Source organism: Klebsiella sp. ZJOU C1 (assembly GCF_035620215.1).
GTDB lineage: Bacteria > Pseudomonadota > Gammaproteobacteria > Enterobacterales > Enterobacteriaceae > Klebsiella > Klebsiella variicola.
The window spans coordinates 1,103,714-1,122,860 of sequence record NZ_CP141644.1 but is presented as its reverse complement, the minus strand read 5'-3'; the positions used below and the strand labels follow the sequence as shown (position 1 = coordinate 1,122,860).

Annotated in this window: 21 protein-coding genes; 8 read left to right on the top strand and 13 right to left on the bottom strand. The window is 57.1% G+C overall.

The window, feature by feature from the left end; translation table 11 throughout:
* Positions 1-4: 4 nt before the first annotated feature.
* The 8 genes from SPE70_RS05270 to SPE70_RS05235 form a co-directional block, all read right to left on the bottom strand.
* Positions 5-700: a helix-turn-helix transcriptional regulator gene (locus tag SPE70_RS05270; protein ID WP_008805373.1), complete on the bottom strand. Its 696-nt coding sequence runs from the start codon at positions 698-700 to the stop codon at positions 5-7.
* A gap of 24 nt (positions 701-724) precedes the next feature.
* On the bottom strand, positions 725-1,090 hold the full coding sequence (locus tag SPE70_RS05265) for a VOC family protein (RefSeq protein WP_012968837.1): 366 nt from the start codon (positions 1,088-1,090) through the stop codon (positions 725-727).
* 136 nt (positions 1,091-1,226) lie between these two features.
* Positions 1,227-2,198, bottom strand: a complete 972-nt coding sequence (gene secF / locus SPE70_RS05260; RefSeq protein WP_008805371.1) for a protein translocase subunit SecF — start codon at positions 2,196-2,198, stop codon at positions 1,227-1,229.
* Between the two features lie 10 nt (positions 2,199-2,208).
* A complete protein-coding gene (gene secD, locus SPE70_RS05255; protein ID WP_008805370.1) occupies positions 2,209-4,056 on the bottom strand; it encodes a protein translocase subunit SecD in 1,848 nt (615 codons plus the stop codon).
* A gap of 26 nt (positions 4,057-4,082) precedes the next feature.
* A complete protein-coding gene (gene yajC / locus SPE70_RS05250; RefSeq protein ID WP_002890398.1) occupies positions 4,083-4,415 on the bottom strand; it encodes a preprotein translocase subunit YajC in 333 nt (110 codons plus the stop codon).
* A gap of 22 nt (positions 4,416-4,437) precedes the next feature.
* Positions 4,438-5,565 (bottom strand): tRNA guanosine(34) transglycosylase Tgt, encoded by a 1,128-nt coding sequence (tgt, locus tag SPE70_RS05245; RefSeq protein WP_060876171.1) that lies wholly within the window; start codon positions 5,563-5,565, stop codon positions 4,438-4,440.
* A gap of 109 nt (positions 5,566-5,674) precedes the next feature.
* Positions 5,675-6,739 (bottom strand): tRNA preQ1(34) S-adenosylmethionine ribosyltransferase-isomerase QueA, encoded by a 1,065-nt coding sequence (gene queA / locus SPE70_RS05240; RefSeq protein WP_002890390.1) that lies wholly within the window; start codon positions 6,737-6,739, stop codon positions 5,675-5,677.
* Between the two features lie 64 nt (positions 6,740-6,803).
* Positions 6,804-6,920: a hypothetical protein gene (locus tag SPE70_RS05235; RefSeq protein WP_004218831.1), complete on the bottom strand. Its 117-nt coding sequence runs from the start codon at positions 6,918-6,920 to the stop codon at positions 6,804-6,806.
* Between the two features lie 74 nt (positions 6,921-6,994).
* Here SPE70_RS05235 and acpH point away from each other — a divergent pair, with 74 nt between their 5' ends.
* Both acpH and SPE70_RS05225 read left to right on the top strand, forming a co-directional pair.
* The gene (gene acpH, locus SPE70_RS05230) at positions 6,995-7,576 is read left to right on the top strand and encodes an ACP phosphodiesterase (protein WP_008805369.1); all 582 of its coding nucleotides are present in this window, start codon (positions 6,995-6,997) and stop codon (positions 7,574-7,576) included.
* A gap of 127 nt (positions 7,577-7,703) precedes the next feature.
* Complete coding sequence (locus tag SPE70_RS05225) at positions 7,704-8,306, top strand: peroxiredoxin (RefSeq protein ID WP_004178733.1); 603 nt, start codon at positions 7,704-7,706, stop codon at positions 8,304-8,306.
* Positions 8,307-8,450: 144 nt separating this feature from the next.
* Here the strand turns inward: SPE70_RS05225 and SPE70_RS05220 are convergent, their stop codons facing one another.
* Positions 8,451-8,597 (bottom strand): hypothetical protein, encoded by a 147-nt coding sequence (locus SPE70_RS05220; RefSeq protein WP_164875683.1) that lies wholly within the window; start codon positions 8,595-8,597, stop codon positions 8,451-8,453.
* Positions 8,598-8,652: 55 nt separating this feature from the next.
* Between SPE70_RS05220 and SPE70_RS05215 the strand changes: the two genes are divergently transcribed.
* The 5 genes from SPE70_RS05215 (at position 8,653) to fba (ending at position 12,719) form a co-directional block, all read left to right on the top strand.
* On the top strand, positions 8,653-9,096 hold the full coding sequence (locus SPE70_RS05215) for a PTS sugar transporter subunit IIA (RefSeq protein ID WP_136047489.1): 444 nt from the start codon (positions 8,653-8,655) through the stop codon (positions 9,094-9,096).
* A gap of 5 nt (positions 9,097-9,101) precedes the next feature.
* Positions 9,102-9,389, top strand: coding sequence for a PTS sugar transporter subunit IIB (locus SPE70_RS05210; RefSeq protein ID WP_012968839.1), 288 nt, complete (start codon positions 9,102-9,104; stop codon positions 9,387-9,389).
* A 20-nt stretch (positions 9,390-9,409) separates the two neighbouring features.
* On the top strand, positions 9,410-10,801 hold the full coding sequence (locus SPE70_RS05205; protein ID WP_012968840.1) for a PTS ascorbate transporter subunit IIC: 1,392 nt from the start codon (positions 9,410-9,412) through the stop codon (positions 10,799-10,801).
* Positions 10,802-10,866: 65 nt separating this feature from the next.
* On the top strand, positions 10,867-11,829 hold the full coding sequence (locus tag SPE70_RS05200; protein ID WP_008805365.1) for a carbohydrate kinase family protein: 963 nt from the start codon (positions 10,867-10,869) through the stop codon (positions 11,827-11,829).
* Positions 11,830-11,864: 35 nt separating this feature from the next.
* Positions 11,865-12,719 (top strand): class II fructose-1,6-bisphosphate aldolase, encoded by an 855-nt coding sequence (gene fba / locus SPE70_RS05195; protein WP_162493339.1) that lies wholly within the window; start codon positions 11,865-11,867, stop codon positions 12,717-12,719.
* A gap of 59 nt (positions 12,720-12,778) precedes the next feature.
* Here fba and SPE70_RS05190 read toward each other — a convergent pair whose 3' ends face one another.
* From SPE70_RS05190 to SPE70_RS05180, 3 genes are all read right to left on the bottom strand, one after another.
* A complete protein-coding gene (locus SPE70_RS05190; protein ID WP_012968842.1) occupies positions 12,779-14,647 on the bottom strand; it encodes an amidohydrolase in 1,869 nt (622 codons plus the stop codon).
* A gap of 24 nt (positions 14,648-14,671) precedes the next feature.
* On the bottom strand, positions 14,672-15,217 hold the full coding sequence (locus tag SPE70_RS05185; protein WP_008805362.1) for an antibiotic biosynthesis monooxygenase: 546 nt from the start codon (positions 15,215-15,217) through the stop codon (positions 14,672-14,674).
* A 185-nt stretch (positions 15,218-15,402) separates the two neighbouring features.
* Complete coding sequence (locus SPE70_RS05180; protein ID WP_002890357.1) at positions 15,403-16,044, bottom strand: hydrolase; 642 nt, start codon at positions 16,042-16,044, stop codon at positions 15,403-15,405.
* Between the two features lie 268 nt (positions 16,045-16,312).
* Between SPE70_RS05180 and SPE70_RS05175 the strand changes: the two genes are divergently transcribed.
* Entirely contained in the window at positions 16,313-17,215 is a 903-nt protein-coding gene (locus SPE70_RS05175) for a LysR substrate-binding domain-containing protein (RefSeq protein WP_012968843.1), read from the top strand.
* Here the strand turns inward: SPE70_RS05175 and malZ are convergent.
* Positions 17,212-19,029 carry a maltodextrin glucosidase gene (gene malZ / locus SPE70_RS05170; protein ID WP_022066310.1) on the bottom strand — a complete coding sequence of 606 codons (1,818 nt, stop codon included), beginning with the start codon at positions 19,027-19,029 and terminating at the stop codon, positions 17,212-17,214. The genes SPE70_RS05175 and malZ overlap by 4 nt on opposite strands.
* Positions 19,030-19,147 lie beyond the last annotated feature (118 nt).

Below are 19,147 nucleotides of genomic sequence, written 5' to 3'. Positions count from 1 at the left end.
GTTTTTATTTCTCCCACACGTCGCACCGCACTTTGCGCAGAAAATCGCTTAACGAGCGATCGGCACACTCGCTGAATCGACGCTCGGTCGCCCTGACCGCCAGACAACGGTCGAGGCGAAAGTTACGATAATCATTACGCAGCTCGCACCAGGCCACCAGCAGCCAGCGCTCCCCCCAGAAAAACAGCCCCAGCGGCAGCACGTCGCGCTCGGTTACCCGGCCAGACTCATCCTGATAGCGCAACTGCAGCACCTGCTGGCCGGAGACCGCCTGATGAATGACGTCAAAATAGGTTTTGGCATAACGATGGGCACCGAGATCGGGGGCAAACAGGCGGGTCTGCTCCGCCTGGCGCCGGCGCGCCTCCGGCAGGATCGCCAGCATCTTCTCCTGGGCGGATTCCAGCGATTGCGACAGCGCCTCACCGCCCCAGGTTTTCAGCAACCGAATCGCGGCGATCAGCGCTTCGGATTCTTTGGTGGTCAGCATCAGCGGCGGCAGATCGTAGCCCGCCAGCAGGCGATAACCACTCCCCGCCTCGCCCTCCACCGGCACGCCGGAGAGGGAGAGATCGCGAATATCGCGATACACGGTGCGCTCCGACACGCCCAGCCGCTCCGCCAGCAGCGCGGCGGTAGTGAGCCGCCTGCCGCGCAGGATCTGCACAATCTGAAATAAACGGTCGGCGCGTCGGGTCATGTCTCACTTCACAAAACGTTTAGGTTAAGCCGGCTGGTGCAGGCCGACGCGGTTGCCCTCGCTGTCAGTAAACAGCGCGATGGTGCCAATATCATTCGGCAGCGTCAGCGGCCCGAAAACACACGCCCCACCCGCCGAGGCAATGCGGTCCAGGGTGGCGGCAAGATGGTCTGTATGCAGATAAATAATAGCGCCCTGCGCTGAAGGGGCGATACCCTCAAATTTGGCCAACGCGCCGCCAGGGGCCGGATCCTGATGCGGGAACACCGCCAGCTCGGCGCAGTCCATGGTTTCGCGACGCAGCGTCACCTGCATCACCGGCTCATAAAACGCGACGGCGCGATCCATATCGGCGACCGGAATTTCAAACCAGTTAATCACGTTATTCATACTTCCTCCTGCTCGTTAGTGAGTTCAGAAGGAGTGTATGGGAGGGCTCCTGACAGCATACTGTCAGCAGGTTTTATCGCGGACAAAAAAATCCCGGCCGCCTGGGCCGGGATGGCTTTATCTCAACTGAACCGGATTACGGCAGAATAGACGGCTGGTCCGCCCCTTCTTTTTCGACCTTCTGCTGCAGCAGATGCTCGCGCTTCATACCCAGTTTCAACGCCAGCGCAGAGGCGACGTAGATAGAGGAAGCCGTACCGATGGAGACACCGATCAGCATGGTCAGCGAGAAGCCTTCCAGAATCGGGCCGCCGAACAGGAACAGCATCAGGATCACCATCAGGGTGGTCCCGGAGGTGATCAAGGTACGGTGCAGCGTCTGGGTCAACGACACGTTGAAGATCTCGTACGGCGTACCGCGGCGGATCTTACGGAAGTTTTCACGGATACGGTCCGATACCACAATACTGTCGTTCAGCGAGTAGCCGATAACCGACATCAACGAGGCCACAATGGTCAGGTCGATCTCGATATGGAACAGCGACAGTACGCCCATGGTGATCACCACATCGTGCGCCAGGGCGATAACCACCCCGGCAGCCAGACGCCATTCGAAGCGGAAGCCGACGTAGATCAGGATACAGACCAGCGCGGCAATCAGCGCCAGGGCGCCAGTTTGCGCGAGGTCCGCGCCGACGCTCGGGCCGACAAACTCAATTCGCTTCACCGCCGCATTCTGGCTGGTCGATTCGTTAATCACCGTCACGACCTTGCTGCCCAGTTCCTGGCTGACGTTGGCGTCATGCACCGGCGGCATACGTACCATGATGTCGCGGCTGCTGCCAAAGTTCTGCACCTGCGGCTCTTCAAAGCCCGCTTTCTGCAGGGAGTCGCGCATCTGGTCCAGATCGACCGGCTTCTCAAGGGTAATCTCGATCACCGTACCGCCGGTGAAATCGAGCCCCCAGTTAAAGCCGCGGACGCCGATGATGGCGATCGACACAATCAGCAGAAAACCTGAAATGCCGAAGGCCCAGTAGTCCCAGCGCATAAAGTCCCAGACTTTACGGCCGTGGTTCAATTGTTCAACAGTATATTCCTGTGCCACAACGCACTCCTCAGATAGACAGCTTTTTAACGCGCTTGCCGCCGTACAGCAGGTTCACGATGGCACGGGTGCCGACGATAGCGGTAAACATTGAGGTCGCGATACCGATACCGGTGGTAATCGCAAACCCTTTAATGGCACCGGTACCGACTGCGTACAGGATGATCACTTTGATAAGCGTCGTCACGTTGGCGTCGAAGATCGAGCTGAACGCGCCACGATAACCTTCGTCAATCGCCTGCTGAACGGTACGCCCGTTGCTCAGCTCTTCTTTGATACGCTCGTTGATCAGAACGTTAGCATCGACCGCCACCGCAAGGGTTAACACGATACCCGCGATGCCCGGCATGGTCAGCGTCGCCCCCGGGATCAGGGACATAATGCCGACAATCAGCACCAGGTTGGCAATCAGCGCCGAGGTCGCAATCAGACCGAACTTCTTATAGAAGAGGATCATGAACAGGATAGAGACCACCAGGCCGGCCAGACAGGCTTCCAGACCCTGCTTGATGTTCTGCATACCAAGGGTTGGGCCGATAGTCCGCTCTTCGACGATCTGAATCGGGGCAATCAGCGCGCCGGCACGCAGCAGCAGCGACAGCTGGCGTGCTTCGTTCGGGTTGCTGATACCGGTGATACGGAAGCTGTTACCCAGACGCGACTGGATGTTGGCGATGTTAATCACCTCTTCCTCTTTCGCCAGGATAGCGCGACCGTTAGCGTCTTTCTTACCGCTGTCTTTATACTCCACGAACAGGGTCGCCATCGGCTTACCGATATTGTCCTTGGTGAAGTTAGACATGATATTACCGCCCGCGCTGTCCAGCGAGATGTTGACCTGCGGCTGGTTGTACTCATCCATGCTGGAGGTCGAGTCGGTGATATGGTCACCGGTCAGGATCACTCGCTTGTACAGCACCACCGGCTGGCCTTCACGCGTCTCTTTCACTTCCGAGTCGCCCGGCACGCGGCCAGAGGCAGCGGCGGACTGGTCCACGTTGGTATTGACCAGACGGAACTCGAGGGTCGCGGTTGCGCCAAGGATCTCTTTCGCCCGCGCGGTATCCTGGATACCCGGCAGCTCAACCACGATGCGGTCAGCACCCTGACGCTGAACCAGCGGTTCGGCGACGCCCAGCTGGTTCACACGGTTACGCAGAATGTTAATGTTCTGCTGAACCGCGTACTCACGGGCTTCTTTCAGGCGCTCATCGGTCATCACCGCTTTCAGGCTGTTGTCACCCTGAGAGGAAATCACCAGATCGCGATGGCGAGGGCTGAGATAAGAGATAGCCTGGTCGCGCGCCGCGCTGTCGCGGAAGACGATGCTCAGACCATAGTTGTCTTCCTTGCGCACGGTCGCGTAAGGAATGCCTTTGTCACGCAGTTCGCTGCGCAGGCTGTCGATGTTCTGTTCCTGCAGTTTGCCTAACGCGGTGTCCATGTCGACTTCCATCAGGAAGTGCACGCCGCCGCGCAGATCAAGACCCAGCTTCATTGGCTCGGCATAGAGTGCCGCCAGCCAGCGTGGGGTTGCCGGAGCAAGGTTTAGCGCCACGACGTATTTGTCACCCAGCACGGTAAGCAGCGCTTCACGCGCACGCAGCTGGGTATCAGTGGTGTCGAAGCGCGCAAGAATAGCGCCCTCTTCCAGTGCCACAGACTTCGCGGTTATTTTTTCTTCTTGTAAAGTTTTCTGGACCTGGATCAGCGTTTGCTCACTGGCGGCGACGCCGCGCGCGCCAGTGATTTGAACAGCCGGATCCTCACCATACAGGTTGGGAAGCGCATAGATCAGGCCGACGACAATGACGACGACCAGCATGACGTACTTCCACAAAGGATAACGGTTTAACACGGCAGTTCCCTTTGGGAAAAGTTAGATTACAGCGCCTTCATGGTGCCTTTCGGCAGAACGGCAGCAACGAAGTCACGTTTGATAACCACTTCAGTGGTATCGTTCAGCGCGATAGCAATGTAGCCAGTTTCCGCTACTTTGGTCACGCGACCGACCAGACCGCCGTTGGTCAGCACTTCATCACCTTTGGCGATGGAGTTCATCAGGTTCTTGTGTTCCTTGGTGCGCTTCTGCTGTGGACGCAGGATCATGAAGTAAAAAATCAGACCGAACACCACCAGCATCAGAATCAGAGACATCGGGCTGCCCTGCGCCGGTGCACCCGTTGCCGCTACCGCATCAGAAATAAAAAAGCTCATTGAAATTCCCTCATTATTAAAATTAATCAACGTTCAAAGGAGGCACGGTGCGCCCCTGACGTTGGTAAAAATCGGTCACGAAGCTCTCTAATTTACCCTCTTCGATAGCCTTGCGTAAACCAGCCATTAAACGCTGATAGTAGCGCAGGTTATGAATGGTATTGAGACGCGCGCCCAATATTTCGTTGCAACGGTCGAGGTGATGCAAGTAAGCGCGTGAATAATTGCGACATGTATAGCAATCACACTCGGCGTCCAGCGGTGCGGTATCGCTTTTGTGCTTCGCGTTGCGGATTTTCACCACGCCGTCGGTGACGAACAGGTGGCCGTTACGCGCGTTGCGCGTCGGCATGACGCAGTCGAACATATCGATACCGCGACGTACCCCTTCCACCAGATCTTCCGGCTTCCCGACGCCCATCAGGTATCGTGGTTTATCGGCCGGGATCTGCGGGCAGACGTGCTCCAGAATACGGTGCATGTCTTCCTTCGGCTCACCGACCGCCAAACCGCCGACAGCGTAGCCATCAAAGCCAATCTCTACCAGACCTTTCACCGAGATATCACGTAAATCTTCGTAAACGCTGCCCTGAATGATGCCGAACAGCGCATTTTTATTGCCAAGGCTATCGAAACGGTCGCGGCTGCGCCTGGCCCAGCGCAGAGACATTTCCATCGAGCGCTTGGCGTAATCCCAGTCTGCCGGGTACGGCGTACATTCGTCGAAGATCATCACGATGTCGGAACCGAGATCGTATTGAATCTCCATCGATTTTTCCGGATCGAGGAAAATCGGATCGCCGTTGATCGGGTTGCGGAAATGGACGCCCTGCTCGGTGATCTTACGGATATCGCCAAGGCTGAACACCTGGAAGCCGCCGGAGTCGGTAAGGATCGGTCCTTTCCACTGCATAAAATCGTGCAGATCGCCATGCAGCTTCATGATCTCCTGACCCGGGCGCAGCCACAGGTGGAAGGTGTTGCCGAGAATAATCTGCGCGCCGGTGGCTTCCACTTCTTCCGGCGTCATCCCTTTGACGGTGCCGTAGGTGCCAACGGGCATAAAGGCCGGTGTTTCCACCACGCCGCGCTCAAACACCAGGCGACCGCGGCGGGCGCGACCGTCGGTGGTATCCAGTTCAAATTTCATGCTTGCTCCTGCGTCAGAAAAACAGTCCGACGTTTTCATACTCGCCACGGAATGATTCCGTGGCTAAAAAATGCGTCATGGCGTCCAAAACGCCGGCGGGCCGGCCTTGTCAGGGACGCTCAGAAATAGCCTGCGGATTGTACGTGATAAACATCGCATCCCCGTAGCTAAAAAAGCGATATTTCTGCTCCACCGCCACCTTATAGGCGTTCATGGTGTGCTGATAACCCGCAAACGCCGACACCAGCATAATCAGTGTGGATTCAGGGAGATGGAAGTTGGTTACCAGCGCATCGATCACCTGGTACTGATAACCCGGGTAGATGAAAATCTGCGTATCGTCGAAGAACGGCGCGATCAGGGCGTCTTTCGCCGCCTGCGCCGCGCTCTCCAGCGAGCGTACCGAGGTGGTGCCTACCGCAATCACGCGGTTGCCGCGCGCTTTCGCCGCCAGCACCGCATCGACCACCTCCTGCGGCACTTCCGCATATTCAGAGTGCATGGTGTGCTCTTCAATGCTGTCGACGCGCACCGGCTGGAAAGTCCCCGCCCCCACGTGCAGGGTGACAAACGCCATCTCAACGCCTTTGGCGCGCAGTTTGTCCAGCAGCGGTTCGTCGAAGTGCAGACCGGCGGTCGGGGCGGCTACCGCGCCCGGCCTGGTGCCGTAGACGGTTTGATAGAGTTCGCGATCAGCGTCTTCGTCCGGGCGGTCAATGTAGGGCGGCAGCGGCATATGGCCGATCCCGTTGAGGATCTCCAGCACCGGACGCTCGTCGTTAAATTCCACTTCAAACAGCGCGCCATGACGCGCCAGCATCGTGGCCTTAATGCTCTCGTCATCGCCCAGCAGCAGCTCGGCGCCCGGCTTCGGCGCTTTTGAGGCGCGAATATGGGCCAGGATGCGCTTATCATCCAGCATCCGCTCCACCAGCACTTCAATCTTGCCGCCGCTGGCCTTACGGCCGAACAGACGCGCCGGGATCACCCGGGTGTTGTTAAACACCAGCAGATCGCCGGGATTGAGCTTATCGAGGATGTCGGTGAAGGTGCCATGCGTCAGCGCGCCCGTCGGCCCGTCCAGGGAGAGCAGGCGGCAGCTGCTGCGCTCAGGCATCGGATAGTGGGCGATCAGAGATTCGGGTAGTTCAAAAGCAAAATCGGTAACGCGCATGACGGTAACTCAGACTGAATAAAGAGGCGGGTAGTCTAGTGCCGGGGCGTTCCGCCTGCAACCTTTACCCCTCCGGATGAATGACATAATCTATATTCCAAATCATTCCGAATGCCGCCATGCGGCAACCGAATGCCTTACCGGTGGCAAAGGTGCCGCGCGCAGCCAGGCAGCATGCCATGCGGACACCGAGGCGCCGTTCAGCGCAACATCGGTGATTCCACCTGCCCGCTCGTATTTAAAGGATGTCGTTTTATGAATTTTCTCGCCCACCTGCACCTCGCCCATCTCGCCGACAGCTCGCTGCCCGGCAACCTGATGGCCGATTTTGTGCGCGGCAACCCGCAGGGCGACTATCCGGCGGAGATCATCGACGGCATCTATATGCATCGCCGGATTGACGTGATGACTGACAACCTGGCGGAAGTCAAAGAGGCGCGGGAGTGGTTTCGCCCGCAAACCCGTCGCGTCGCCCCCATCACCCTCGATGTCATGTGGGATCATTTCCTGTCGCAGCACTGGGCGCAGCTCTCCCCTGACCTGCCGCTGGACGAGTTCGTGCGCTACGCCGAGCAGCAGATCGTCCCCATCCTGCCTGACTCGCCGCCACGCTTCGTCAATCTGAATCAGTACCTGTGGTCGGAGCGCTGGCTGGAGCGCTATCAGGAGATGGATTTTATTCAGCGCGTGCTTAACGGCATGGCCAGCCGCCGTCCGCGTCTCGACGCCCTACGCGATTCCTGGCAGGATCTGGATACCCACTACGACCAGCTGGAGGGGCAGTTCTGGCGCTTTTATCCGCAAATGATGCGCCTGGCAGAAAACAAACAGCTGTAATAGCCACGTGATTGATAGGTAAAAGCTGGCTGAACGATTGTCAGCGCCTCTTTGTGTTATTAGCGGCCAGGCTCTATACTTGCCCGCGTTGCGTTCCAAATAACCTTAGTAATTACAGGAGAATCAAATGGTTCTGGTCACTCGTCAAGCGCCGGATTTTACTGCAGCCGCTGTGCTGGGTAATGGTGAGATCGTTGAGAAATTCAATTTCAAACAGCACACCAACGGTAAACCTACCGTTCTGTTCTTCTGGCCGATGGACTTCACCTTCGTGTGCCCGTCTGAGCTGATCGCGTTCGACAAACGTTACGAAGAATTCCAGAAACGCGGCGTGGAAGTGGTTGGCGTTTCCTTCGACTCCGAGTTCGTTCACAACGCATGGCGTAACACCCCGGTAGACCAGGGCGGTATCGGCCCGGTTAAATACGCGATGGTTGCTGACATCAAACGTGAAATCCAGAAAGCTTACGGTATCGAGCATCCGGACGAAGGCGTAGCGCTGCGCGGCTCTTTCCTGATCGACGCTAACGGCGTGGTACGCCACCAGGTGGTTAACGACCTGCCGCTGGGCCGTAACATCGACGAAATGCTGCGTATGGTTGACGCGCTGCAGTTCCACGAAGAGCACGGCGAAGTCTGCCCGGCGCAGTGGGAAAAAGGAAAAGAAGGTATGGCTGCTTCTCCGGAAGGCGTAGCAAAATACCTGACCGAAAACGTCTCCAGCCTGTAATCGGCAGGCGTTTTAATAAAAGGCTCGCTCAGGCGGGCCTTTTTTGTTAGCGGTGTCAAAATTTAAGAAAATGACCCGCCGATATTTGTGACCAGAGATACACTTCTGCCAAAAAAATTCGCCCTACCTCTCACTTTTTCTCTGTCAAATTTCAGCATCAAAATACAAAGCCTTCATAACCCACTGAAAAATAAATAAATTATTTATATCGTTTTCTGCCGGTACTTTGCCGTCGATGTGATCCCCATCAATATTTAAAACCCCGGATGTGATCTCATCCATCATTTTCATCAATGTATTTAGTCATGATTTTACTCAGGAACAGGAATACGTTCAGGAGCTGAGGATGGAAATTATTTTTGACCCGTCGTTAATCGCCCTTAAGCAGAATATTTCCCGTGCGGAAGAGGCCATCGAACTGGCGGGTTCATTACTCGCCAGGCTTCAGATTTGCAGCGTCGAATATGTCAACGAGATGCTGACGGTATATGAAGATTTCGGCGCCGCTATCGTCATAGACGACGGGATTGCCATGCCGCACGCCCGGCCGGAAAAAGGGGCATTGCAAACCGGATTTTCGCTTGTCACCACCGCCACGCCAATCTCCTTCGGCCACGATGAGTTCGATCCGGTTACCGTGATCATCGCTATCGCCGGCGCGGACGCTGACAGTCATATCAAAATGATCCAACTGATAGCCTCGCTGATCGAGTCAGATATTGTGACCTTCCTTCAGCAGGAAAATGACGTGAATTCAGTCTTACATTTCATCCAAAAACAAATGGAGTAGTCATTATGTTAGTTATCAGAACAGTTTGTGGTAACGGTATTGGCAGTTCATTGATGGCTGCGAATAATGTCAAAAAGATCTGTGAAGAATTAGGTATCAAAGCGGACGTCGCCTCGGTCGATTTTGCTAACGCCGTCGGCGAAAAAGCCGACCTTTACGTCACGATCAAAGAACTGGCAAATCAATTTCCAGCCCACTGTCATGTCGCCATCATTCGCAGCTATGTCCATAAAGCGAAAATCGCCGAGGATATTACCGACGCGCTGACCAAAATTGCGGCGAATCACTCTTAATTAACATAGAGGGAACGACCATGCAGGCTATTCTTAGTTTCTTAGCGGAAATATTCAGTCAACCTGCTTTTTTAATGGGGCTGATTGCTTTTGTCGGTTTAGTGGCGCTGCGCTCCCCCGGTAACAAACTCCTTACCGGCACATTAAAACCGATTCTAGGCTATTTAATGTTGAGCGCTGGCGCAGGCGTTATCGTTGCCAATCTCAACCCGCTGGGCGGTATTATCGAGGCCGGGTTTAATATCCGCGGCGTTATTCCAAACAATGAAGCCATTGTCTCCGTCGCCCAGAAGATGCTGGGCGTGGAAACCATGAGTATTTTGCTGTTAGGCTTTATTTTCAACCTGATTATCGCCCGCTGTACCAAGTATAAATATATCTTTCTGACCGGCCATCACTCGTTCTTCCTCGCCTGCCTGTTTTCCGCTGTCCTGCAGGCGGCGGAGTTCCATGGCTGGATGTTGATCCTGATCGGCGGATTCCTGCTGGGGTCATGGTCGGCCATCTCCCCCGCGATTGGTCAGCGTTACACCAAGCAGGTCACGGAAGACGGTGGGATCGCCATGGGTCATTTCGGCTCCCTCGGCTACTACCTCTCGGCATGGATCGCCAGCCGGACCGGCAATCCGGCAAATTCCTTCGCGGATACCGAAATTTCAGAAAAGTGGGGCTTTCTGCGCGATACCACCGTCACCACCGGTATCGTGATGTTTGTTATCTACTTTATCTGCAGCGCTGTCGCCGGGTCGGCATACCTGAGCACCATCACCGACCAAAACATGCTGATCTTCTCGGTGCTGACCGGCCTGCAATTCGCCGTTGGCGTGGCCATTGTGTACAACGGTGTGCGGCTGATCCTCGGCGATCTGGTGCCGGCATTCCAGGGCATCAGCCAGAAGCTGATACCGGACTCCATCCCGGCCGTTGACTGCGCGGTATTCTTCACCTTTAGCCCCACCGCCGTGGTGGTGGGATTCATCAGTTCCTTCGTGGGCGGGCTGGTCGGGATGCTCTTGCTCGGCGGGCTGGGCATGGCGCTGATTATTCCCGGCATGGTGCCGCACTTCTTCTGCGGCGGCACGTCCGGCGTCTTCGCCGACAAGCTGGGCGGCAAGCGCGGATGTATCATCGCCTCCTTTATCGGGGGGATCTTCCTCGCCTTCCTGCCGGCGATGCTGCTGCCGGCGCTCGGCAACCTCGGGTTTGAAAACAGCACCTTCGCCGATTTCGACTTCGCGGTATGGGGCATCATTATCGGTAACGCCTTCACCCAGTTTGGCCAGGTCACTATCTACCTGATTTGTCTGGTGCTGCTCGTCGCGCTGCTGGCGCCTTTCTGTTTCCGTCACGTACGGGTGGTTGGCGATACGCTCAGCTATGAGGAGCTCACGGCGAAGCAGAAAAATGAATAAGCGACGTCATTTTTCCCGGCGGGGAGGTCAGGCTTCCCGCCGCTGACCAATAATCAGGAGTGGTTATGGCTATTTTGTCCATTGGATTTGCTTGTTTCGATCAGTTTTTCTTTCTCAATGAATGGCCTCAGGAGAATACCAAAAACTTTTGTCATGATTTTATAGAAAGCGGCGGCGGCCCAGCGGCCAATGCGGCATGGCTGCTAGGATTATGGGGTGAGGAAGTCTATTACATTGGTCATCTGCATCAGGACCTTTACGGTCAGCGCATTATCGATGAGTTTGCCGAAGCGGGCGTGGATACCAGCCAGGTGGTTTTTTCCGATGACATGATCACTCCGCTGGCCTCGGTGCTGGTCAATCGCTTAACGGGTTCGCGGACGATTATTACCCGCAAGATGCAAACGCCACCTTCCCTGACCTACGATCAAAAGCTCAAACTGGACGACCTCGCCGAGCGGCTGATTGCCAGCGAGGAGCCGGTCACCATTTTAATTGACGGCCATGAGGCAGAAATCAGTGAATATTTAATCAAGAAACTGCCCCACGCCAAAGTCGTGATGGACGGGGGTTCACTGCGTGCCAGCAATATTAAACTGGCGGCCTGGACTGACTATTTTGTCGTAAGCGAACATTTTGCCCGCGATTATATGAGCTATCGTTCACTGAGCACCGAAGCAGACATTAAAGCGGCCCTGATTGAACTGAATAAAATTTGCCGCGGCGAGGCGTTTATTACCCTTGGCGAAAAAGGCTGCGCCTTCTTAAAGAGCGGTATGCTGCAGATCGTCCCGTCCTGGCTGTGCAATGCCGTTGATACCACCGGCGCCGGGGATGTTTTTCACGGTGCCTTTACCTATGGCGTCCATTATTCGTGGCATATAGATAATATTATTTTATTTGCCAGCCTGACCGCCGCTATTTCTATTGAGAAAAAAGGGGTACGGGAATCGATGCCAGATCTGGCGGTCGTCCACCACTCGCTAAATAGCTACGAGAGAAATTTAAAGCAATATTTTGAAGAATAACTGCGTTTAATACATATCAAGAGGTGAATATGTTAGTGTCGATGAAGGACATGCTTCAGCATGCCCTAAAGAACGGTTACGCCGTCGGTCAGTTCAACATTAATAATCTGGAATGGGTCGGCGCCGTATTAAGCACCGCCCAGCAGTGCCGCTCACCGGTTATTTTGGGCGTGTCCGGCGGCACGGTTAAGCATATGCTCGGGCTAAAATGTATTCATGATATTGTGGTTAATGCCATAGATTATTTACATATTGATATTCCGGTGGCTCTGCATCTGGATCACGGCACTACCCAGGAGGCCTGCGAAGCCGCGATCGCTGCCGGCTTCAGTTCCATTATGTTTGATGGTTCACATCTGCCGTTCAGGGAAAACCTGACCATCACCCGCCACCTGGTGGCGCTGGCGCACAGCAAGGGCATCTCCGTGGAAGCCGAACTGGGGACCATCGCCGGCAGTGAAGATGGTATCGTTAACTCCGAGGTCATTTACGCCGATCCTGAAGAGTGCTACACCCTGGTGACAGAAACGCAGGTGGATTGCCTCGCCGCCGCGCTGGGTTCCACCCATGGTCTGTATAAAGGTAAAGCCCGACTGGGATTTACTGAGATGAAAGCCATAGCCGAGCGCGTGAAGGTCCCGCTGGTGCTGCATGGCGGCACCGGTATTGCCGATGAGGATATGCGCCGGGCGATTGCCTGCGGCACCGCCAAGATTAACGTCAATACCGAAAACATGTACGCCTGGTGCCAGCAGGTGAAAGCGATCTTTGCCGCCGATACCGGGCACGATGTGAACGATCCGCGGAAAGTCATCACCCAGGGACTGCAGCCGGTACGTGAGATGATTGCCCGCCGCATGGCGCTTTTTGGCTCACAGCAGCGCTATTGACGCCGGGCCTGCGGCTGAAACCTCCGCCCCGAAGCTGCCGGGGCGGAGGCGTCAAGGTATCAGAAGGCAAAGCAGGAGCAGCCCAGCACGCCCCAGAAAGCTTGCTCATCGGAGACCGGAATCGACGACTTGCGCGCAATATCATGTTGGTGGCCGTGAACGCCGCAGCTGCCGCAGCACTGGTGCATCTGCACCATGGCGCCGATTTTAGCCGCCGCCGGCGGAGCGGAACGGTAATGGCCCGGGACCTTCACCACCGGTGACCACTCCGGTAGCACCGGAATGGGCGGCGGCGCCAGCGGCGAAAAGTGACCGGCAGCGTACACCACTTTGCCATCAACCACCGTTAACACGGACTCAATGCCTTTGATCTCCTCTTCCGCGACGCTGAAGTAGTCTTTCGACAGCACCACCAGATCGGCAAGCTGACCGGCGGCCAGACGGCCTTTCTTGCCCTGCTCGCTGGAGAACCAGGCGCTGCCCGCCGTCCACAGCTCCAGCGCGACATCGCGCGGCAGGCGGTTGTCGTCGTCATACATCGCCATCCCGCCAACGGTGCGCCCGGAGACCAGCCAGTACAGCGCAGTCCACGGGTTATAGCTGGCGACGCGGGTGGCATCGGTGCCCAGCCCCACCGGCACGTCCAGTTCCAGCATTTTCGCTACCGGCGGGGTATGTTTCACCGCCTCTTTACCGTAGCGATCGACAAAATATTCGCCCTGGAAGGCCATCCGGTGCTGCACCGCAATACCGCCGCCCAGCGCCTTCACCCGCTCAATGTTACGCTCGGTAATGGTCTCGGCATGATCGAAGAACCAGTGCAGGCCATTAAACGGGATATCGCGGTTCACCTTCTCAAACACGTCCAGCATCCGGCTGATGGACTCGTCGTAGGTGGCATGCAGGCGGAACGGCCAGCGATGCTCCACCAGATGGCGCACCACCCGCTCCAGCTCATCCTCCATGCCTTGCGGCAGATCCGGCCGCGGCTGCAGGAAATCTTCAAAATCCGCCGCCGAGAACACCAGCATCTCGCCGGCGCCGTTGGCGCGATAGAAGTCGGTCCCCTGCCCCGGCTTCAGCATATCGGTCCAGCGTTCGAAATCCTCCAGCTCCTGCTTCGGCCGCTGGGTAAACAGGTTGTAGGCGATGCGCACGGTCATCTGATCTTTCGCGTGCAGCTGTTCGATAATTTCGTAATCTTCCGGATAGTTCTGGAAGCCGCCCCCGGCGTCGATGGCGCTGGTCAGCCCCAGTCGGTTCAGCTCGCGCATAAACTGACGGGTAGAGTTCACCTGCAGATCCAGCGGCAGCTTCGGCCCTTTGGCCAGCGTGGCGTAAAGGATCATGGCGTTCGGTTTGGCGATCAGCATCCCGGTCGGGTTGCCGCGGCTATCGCGGACGATCTCTCCGCCCACCGGATCCGGCGTCTCTTTGGTATAACCCACGGCTTTCAGCGCCGCGCGGTTCAGCAGCGCGCGATCGTAGAGATGCAGCACAAACACCGGCGTATCGGGCGCCGCGTCGTTCAGCTCTTCCAGGGTCGGCATCCGCCGCTCAGCGAACTGAAATTCGCTCCAGCCGCCGACCACCCGCACCCACTGCGGAGAGGGTGTGCGATCCGCCTGATCCTTAAGCATTCGCAGGGCATCGGCCAGCGAGGGAACGCCCTCCCAGCGGAGCTCAAGGTTGTAGTTCAACCCGCCGCGGATCAGGTGCAGGTGAGAATCGTTGAGGCCCGGGATCACCGTATGCCCTTTGAGATCGACGATTTGCGTCCCCTCGGCGGCAAAGCTCATGATCCGATCGTGGCTTCCGGTAGCAACAATTTTTCCGTCGGCGATGGCCACGGCTTCCGCCAGGGGATTCGCGCGATCGAGGGTATGAATCTGACCGTGGGTCAGAATCAGTGTGGCAGTTTGCGACATAACGCACTCCTTGAGGAGGCTGACTCAGTTTTTCTTTAACCAGCCAGCAAACAGGCGGGTCACGATGGGCATCCAGAACCAGACCACCAGCGCAACCACGCAGGCATCATTGATCAGGTGCAGCAGCAGGCTCCCTTTGAGCGACGGCAACAGCATACCGGTGACCGCAGGCACCAGGTTGGTGCTGGGAAAAATCACCAGCAGGGTGATCAGAAATTGTTTCCAGCGCCGCGGCTGGCGCACGTTCGCCGTCGGCGGGGTAAACCAGAAGGCCGGCTCGGTCCGCACCTCCGTCCGATCGCCTTCCGTCAGCAACGGCGCAATCTCTGCCACCAGCTGCCGACGGGTTTCCGACTGCGTCCAGGCGTAGAGGTGCTCCAGGGTATCGAAGCGGATTATGACGCTCCACAGATTCTGCCCTGCGGCGGGCCGGATCACATTCGCGCCGAGATGGCCGGGAAACTCGGCCGCAATGGGCATAATTTTACCGAGCCACTCCTCGTAGCGCTGGCCGTGTTGCGGATCGAGCAGATGGCTGATGACCAGGGTCACCGATTTTTGCTGCGCCATAGAGAGTTCCTTGCTTCAGGGGAATGGCGGGATTGTTCCCGCCATTAGCCACAGATGACCATACACAACATCATTCATGCTACGTCAAGGCGGCAAGCCGGCACGTCCCCCTGAGCGGAGATAAGTCAGCGACCGGGGACGGGTAAACGCAGCCGAAGATCAGGCAGCCTGAAGGATGAAGTGATTTACGCTTTACGCTCCGGCGCGCCATGCACCATGGTATAAGCGTAATCCACGCCCATCCCGTAGGCGCCGCTGTGTTCGCGTACGAGGTCCATCACCGCATCGTAGGTCGCTTTGCGCGACCAGTCGCGCTGGTACTCCAGCAGCACCTGTTGCCAGGTCACCGGTACCGCCCCCGCCTGCACCATCCGGTCAATAGACCGCTCATGGGCGTCGACAGAGGTGCCGCCGGAGGTATCCGTCACCACATAGACCTCGTAGCCCGCCTCCAGCGCCATCAACGCCGGGAAGGTCAGGCAGACTTCGGTCCACAGGGCGGAAATCACCAGCTTTTTACGGCCGGTCGCTTTCACCGCCGCCACAAACGCGTCGTCTTCCCAGGAGTTCATTGAGGTACGTTCAATCGGCTTGACGTCAGGATGCACGGCCAATAATTCCGGCCAGATATAACCGCTGAAGCTTTTGGTCTCTACGGAGGTATAAATCACCGGCACATTAAAAATTTTGCCCGCTTTCGCCAGCGCCACGGTGTTATTTTTCAGGGTCTGGCGATCGATATTCGCCACGCCAAATGACATCTGCGGCTGGTGGTCAATAAAGATAAGTGCGGAATTAGTGGGATCGAGCAGTTCACGAATAGACATTAAATACCTTCTTAATCAATGAGTTAAAAAGATGACATGATGGTTAATGTGTCGTGTGGATCCTGACTGATAAAGCATGGTGAGTATAGCCAGTTATTTCTAACAAGTTATTAAAGTTTTTTTGTGGTTTATTTTTTTGCCCGTAGCAAGGATTTGCTCGCATCCGCATTAATCAAATTTTTACGCCAAACTGTTCTGATTTATTCACTGGCATTGATTATTGTGCTTAGGTACAACAAGGGAAAATAAATTAATGGATAGCTCCCCCATGCGTGTGAATTTTGATGTACTCATGATCCTTGATGCCCTGGACAGACACGGGTCCTTCGCCACCGCCGCGGAGTCGCTGTATAAAACCCCCGCCGCCCTGAGCTATATGATCCAGAAGCTGGAGAGCGATCTGGATATTGTGCTGTTGGATCGCTCTGGCCACCGGGCGAAGTTTACCGATACCGGTAGGCTGATGCTGGAGAAGGGACGGCAGCTGTTGAGCGCCGCCAGAGATCTGGAAAAGCAGGCGCAGCAGCTGAGCGCGGGCTGGGAGCGAGAGCTGGCGATCGCTCTCGATGCTTCGTTTCCCTTTTCTGCCCTGCTACCGCTGATCGCCGAATTTTATGCGCAAAACCCGCAGACGCGGCTGAACTTCAGTCATCACACCCTCGCCGGTTCGTGGGAAGAGCTGACCCACCATGGCGCGGATATTATCCTCGGCGCCATCAATGAGCCTCCGACCTCTGCAGAGTGGTCATGGCAAACCCTCGGCGCACTGGATAATATTTTCGTGGTTGCCCCCGCCCACCCGCTGGCTCAGGCGAAGGAGCCACTGACCAATAAACAGCTCAGCCAACATCGGGCCATCGTGATCCGCGACAGCGCCCGTTATTGCCATCCGCTAAACAGCAATCTCCTCGACGAGCAGCCGCAAATCGGCGTCGATGATTTCGCCAGTAAAGTCGAACTGCTGTGCGCCGGGTTGGGCTGCGGCTTTCTGCCGCGCCATATCGCTCGCCCGTGGCTGGAAAAAGGCAGTCTGGTGGAGAAAAGCGTCGCCTGCTGGCGGGAAAAAGATATCACCTACATGGCCTGGCGCAGCGGGAATGACGGGCTGGCTCAGCGCTGGTGGCGGGAGGCGCTCCTCCGCGGCGACCTGCTGAGCCAGCTCTACCGTTAACGGCCGGACCAGACGCTGGCGGAGATGGCCGGAAGGGTCAGCACCCCGTCCTGAAAGGCGCCGGCGCCTTCCAGCAGCGTCCACCCGGCCACGTTCAGCAGCGGCGAATCCTCGATAACCACCTCGCAGGCTTCCCCGCGGTTAATCGCCACCAGCACGCGCTGCAGTTTGTAGACCCGGACAAACACCACCACGTTATCCTCGGCGTAAATCACCTGACAGCCGCCGTAGCGCAGCGCCTGCTGGGCCTTACGCAGTTTCGCCATCCGCTGATACAGCGCCAGCAACTGGGTATCCTGCAGCGCCGGATCCCACGGGAACGGTTTGCGGCAGAACGGATCGTTGTTGCCATCCACGCCCACCTCGTCGCCGTAGTAGATGCACGGTACGCCCGGCCAGCTAAACAGCCACACCACCGCCAGCGGCAGGCGCGCTACGTCTTTACCAAGGAGAGATTTAAAGCGCGCCGTATCATGGCTGTCGAGCTGGTTGAACATCCTCAGCTGCTGCTGATGCGACAGCCCGGCGCGATAATTATCCATCCACGCCATGCAGGTCTGGGCGTCTATCTTCTGCGGATCGTAAGAGATATCGGTATTGGCGAGGAATCCCCAGATCGGGAAGGTAAAGCCGCGATAGTTCATCGCCGCATCTTCGGCATCCGCCTGCAGCCATTGTCGCGCATCGCCAAAATGTTCGCCAAAGACAAAGGCTTCCGGCTGCGTTTGTTTTGCCGCCTGAGTGATGCCGGCGATATGCTGCAGGTTATTCCGCGCCCCGCCGCCTTCGCCCAGCATATGCACCACGTCCAGACGCCAGCCGTCCATGCTCCACGGCGCCTTCAGCCAGTGGCGTACGATACTGTCCTCGCCGGCATAGATCTCGTTGACCAGGCTGGTCGAGCGATAGTCGAGCTTCGGCAGACTGGCATAGCCCAGCCAGTTGTGCGCCTGCCCCTCCTCTGAGAAGGTAAACCAGTCGCGCCACGGGGAGTCCGGATAATGGCCGGCGCCGCCGCTGCCCTGCTGGTGTCGGTCGAACCAGGGATGGGAATCGCCGGTATGGTTGAACACCCCGTCGAGGATCATGCGCATCCCCGCCCGCTGGGTGTTGTGCCGCAGCCGGAGCAGCGCCGCGTCGCCGCCAAACTGCGGATCGACGCGCCGATAATCCTCGGTATCGTATTTATGCACGCTGGGGGCGGCGAAAACCGGGTTCAGATAGAGGGCGGTGACGCCGAGTTGCTTCAGGTAGGGAAGTTTTTCGCTGATGCCGTCGAGATCGCCGCCGTAGAACGTCGACCCGCCCGCCTCACCGGTTAGCGGTTCGTCCCATGCCTTGCGCACAATCTCCCGTCCCGCCGCGTGATGGTAATAGACCGCATCCTGGTCGGCGTCACGCGCGGCGCTGCGGGCAAAGCGATCGGGGAAAATCTGATAGAACACCTGATCGGCCACCCACTGCGGGCCGGCGTCCGGCAGGTCAATGGCAAACTGTTCCAGCCTGGCCGGCGGGAAACGGGTGAAACCTTGTGGCGTAAACCAGCGCTGATGGTCGGCCCACAGCAGCTTAAAGCTGTAGCGGCGGCGCGGCTGGCCGCTGGCGAGAGAGATTTCACCGCGCCATGCCACCACGCCTGGCTGCGGCGCCTGACGGAGCCGCTGCATCGGCAGCGACAGCTCTTCGTTATCCTCTTCCGCGCGCAGCGTGATCCGCTGCGGCAGCGACTCACCGCTTAACCACAGGGTAATAAACAGTCGGTCCTGTTGCACCTTGATAAAGGGTGCAACCGGAAGGTGCCATGCCTTCAACATCGTGAATCCTCATTGTGCAGAATGGGCACACCTTGCCATAGCCGTCAGGCGCAGAACTCATCATCACAGGATTTTTTGGGGGAGGATAACGGGGGAGGACGCGGGACTGCAAGCCGCC

Excerpts from the sequence above, each read along its gene's own strand:
- tgt (WP_060876171.1), bottom strand. The coding sequence starts at position 5,565 with ATGAAATTTGAACTGGATACCACCGACGGTCGCGCCCGCCGCGGTCGC.
- yajC (WP_002890398.1), bottom strand. The coding sequence starts at position 4,415 with ATGAGCTTTTTTATTTCTGATGCGGTAGCGGCAACGGGTGCACCGGCG.
- SPE70_RS05190 (WP_012968842.1), bottom strand. The coding sequence starts at position 14,647 with ATGTCGCAAACTGCCACACTGATTCTGACCCACGGTCAGATTCATACC.
- SPE70_RS05225 (WP_004178733.1), top strand. The coding sequence starts at position 7,704 with ATGGTTCTGGTCACTCGTCAAGCGCCGGATTTTACTGCAGCCGCTGTG.
- SPE70_RS05185 (WP_008805362.1), bottom strand. The coding sequence starts at position 15,217 with ATGGCGCAGCAAAAATCGGTGACCCTGGTCATCAGCCATCTGCTCGAT.
- SPE70_RS05220 (WP_164875683.1), bottom strand. The coding sequence starts at position 8,597 with ATGAAAATGATGGATGAGATCACATCCGGGGTTTTAAATATTGATGGG.
- SPE70_RS05205 (WP_012968840.1), top strand. The coding sequence starts at position 9,410 with ATGCAGGCTATTCTTAGTTTCTTAGCGGAAATATTCAGTCAACCTGCT.
- SPE70_RS05175 (WP_012968843.1), top strand. The coding sequence starts at position 16,313 with ATGCGTGTGAATTTTGATGTACTCATGATCCTTGATGCCCTGGACAGA.
- SPE70_RS05265 (WP_012968837.1), bottom strand. The coding sequence starts at position 1,090 with ATGAATAACGTGATTAACTGGTTTGAAATTCCGGTCGCCGATATGGAT.
- SPE70_RS05270 (WP_008805373.1), bottom strand. The coding sequence starts at position 700 with ATGACCCGACGCGCCGACCGTTTATTTCAGATTGTGCAGATCCTGCGC.
- SPE70_RS05235 (WP_004218831.1), bottom strand. The coding sequence starts at position 6,920 with ATGGCATGCTGCCTGGCTGCGCGCGGCACCTTTGCCACCGGTAAGGCA.
- SPE70_RS05210 (WP_012968839.1), top strand. The coding sequence starts at position 9,102 with ATGTTAGTTATCAGAACAGTTTGTGGTAACGGTATTGGCAGTTCATTG.
- queA (WP_002890390.1), bottom strand. The coding sequence starts at position 6,739 with ATGCGCGTTACCGATTTTGCTTTTGAACTACCCGAATCTCTGATCGCC.
- acpH (WP_008805369.1), top strand. The coding sequence starts at position 6,995 with ATGAATTTTCTCGCCCACCTGCACCTCGCCCATCTCGCCGACAGCTCG.
- SPE70_RS05215 (WP_136047489.1), top strand. The coding sequence starts at position 8,653 with ATGGAAATTATTTTTGACCCGTCGTTAATCGCCCTTAAGCAGAATATT.
- SPE70_RS05200 (WP_008805365.1), top strand. The coding sequence starts at position 10,867 with ATGGCTATTTTGTCCATTGGATTTGCTTGTTTCGATCAGTTTTTCTTT.
- SPE70_RS05180 (WP_002890357.1), bottom strand. The coding sequence starts at position 16,044 with ATGTCTATTCGTGAACTGCTCGATCCCACTAATTCCGCACTTATCTTT.
- malZ (WP_022066310.1), bottom strand. The coding sequence starts at position 19,029 with ATGTTGAAGGCATGGCACCTTCCGGTTGCACCCTTTATCAAGGTGCAA.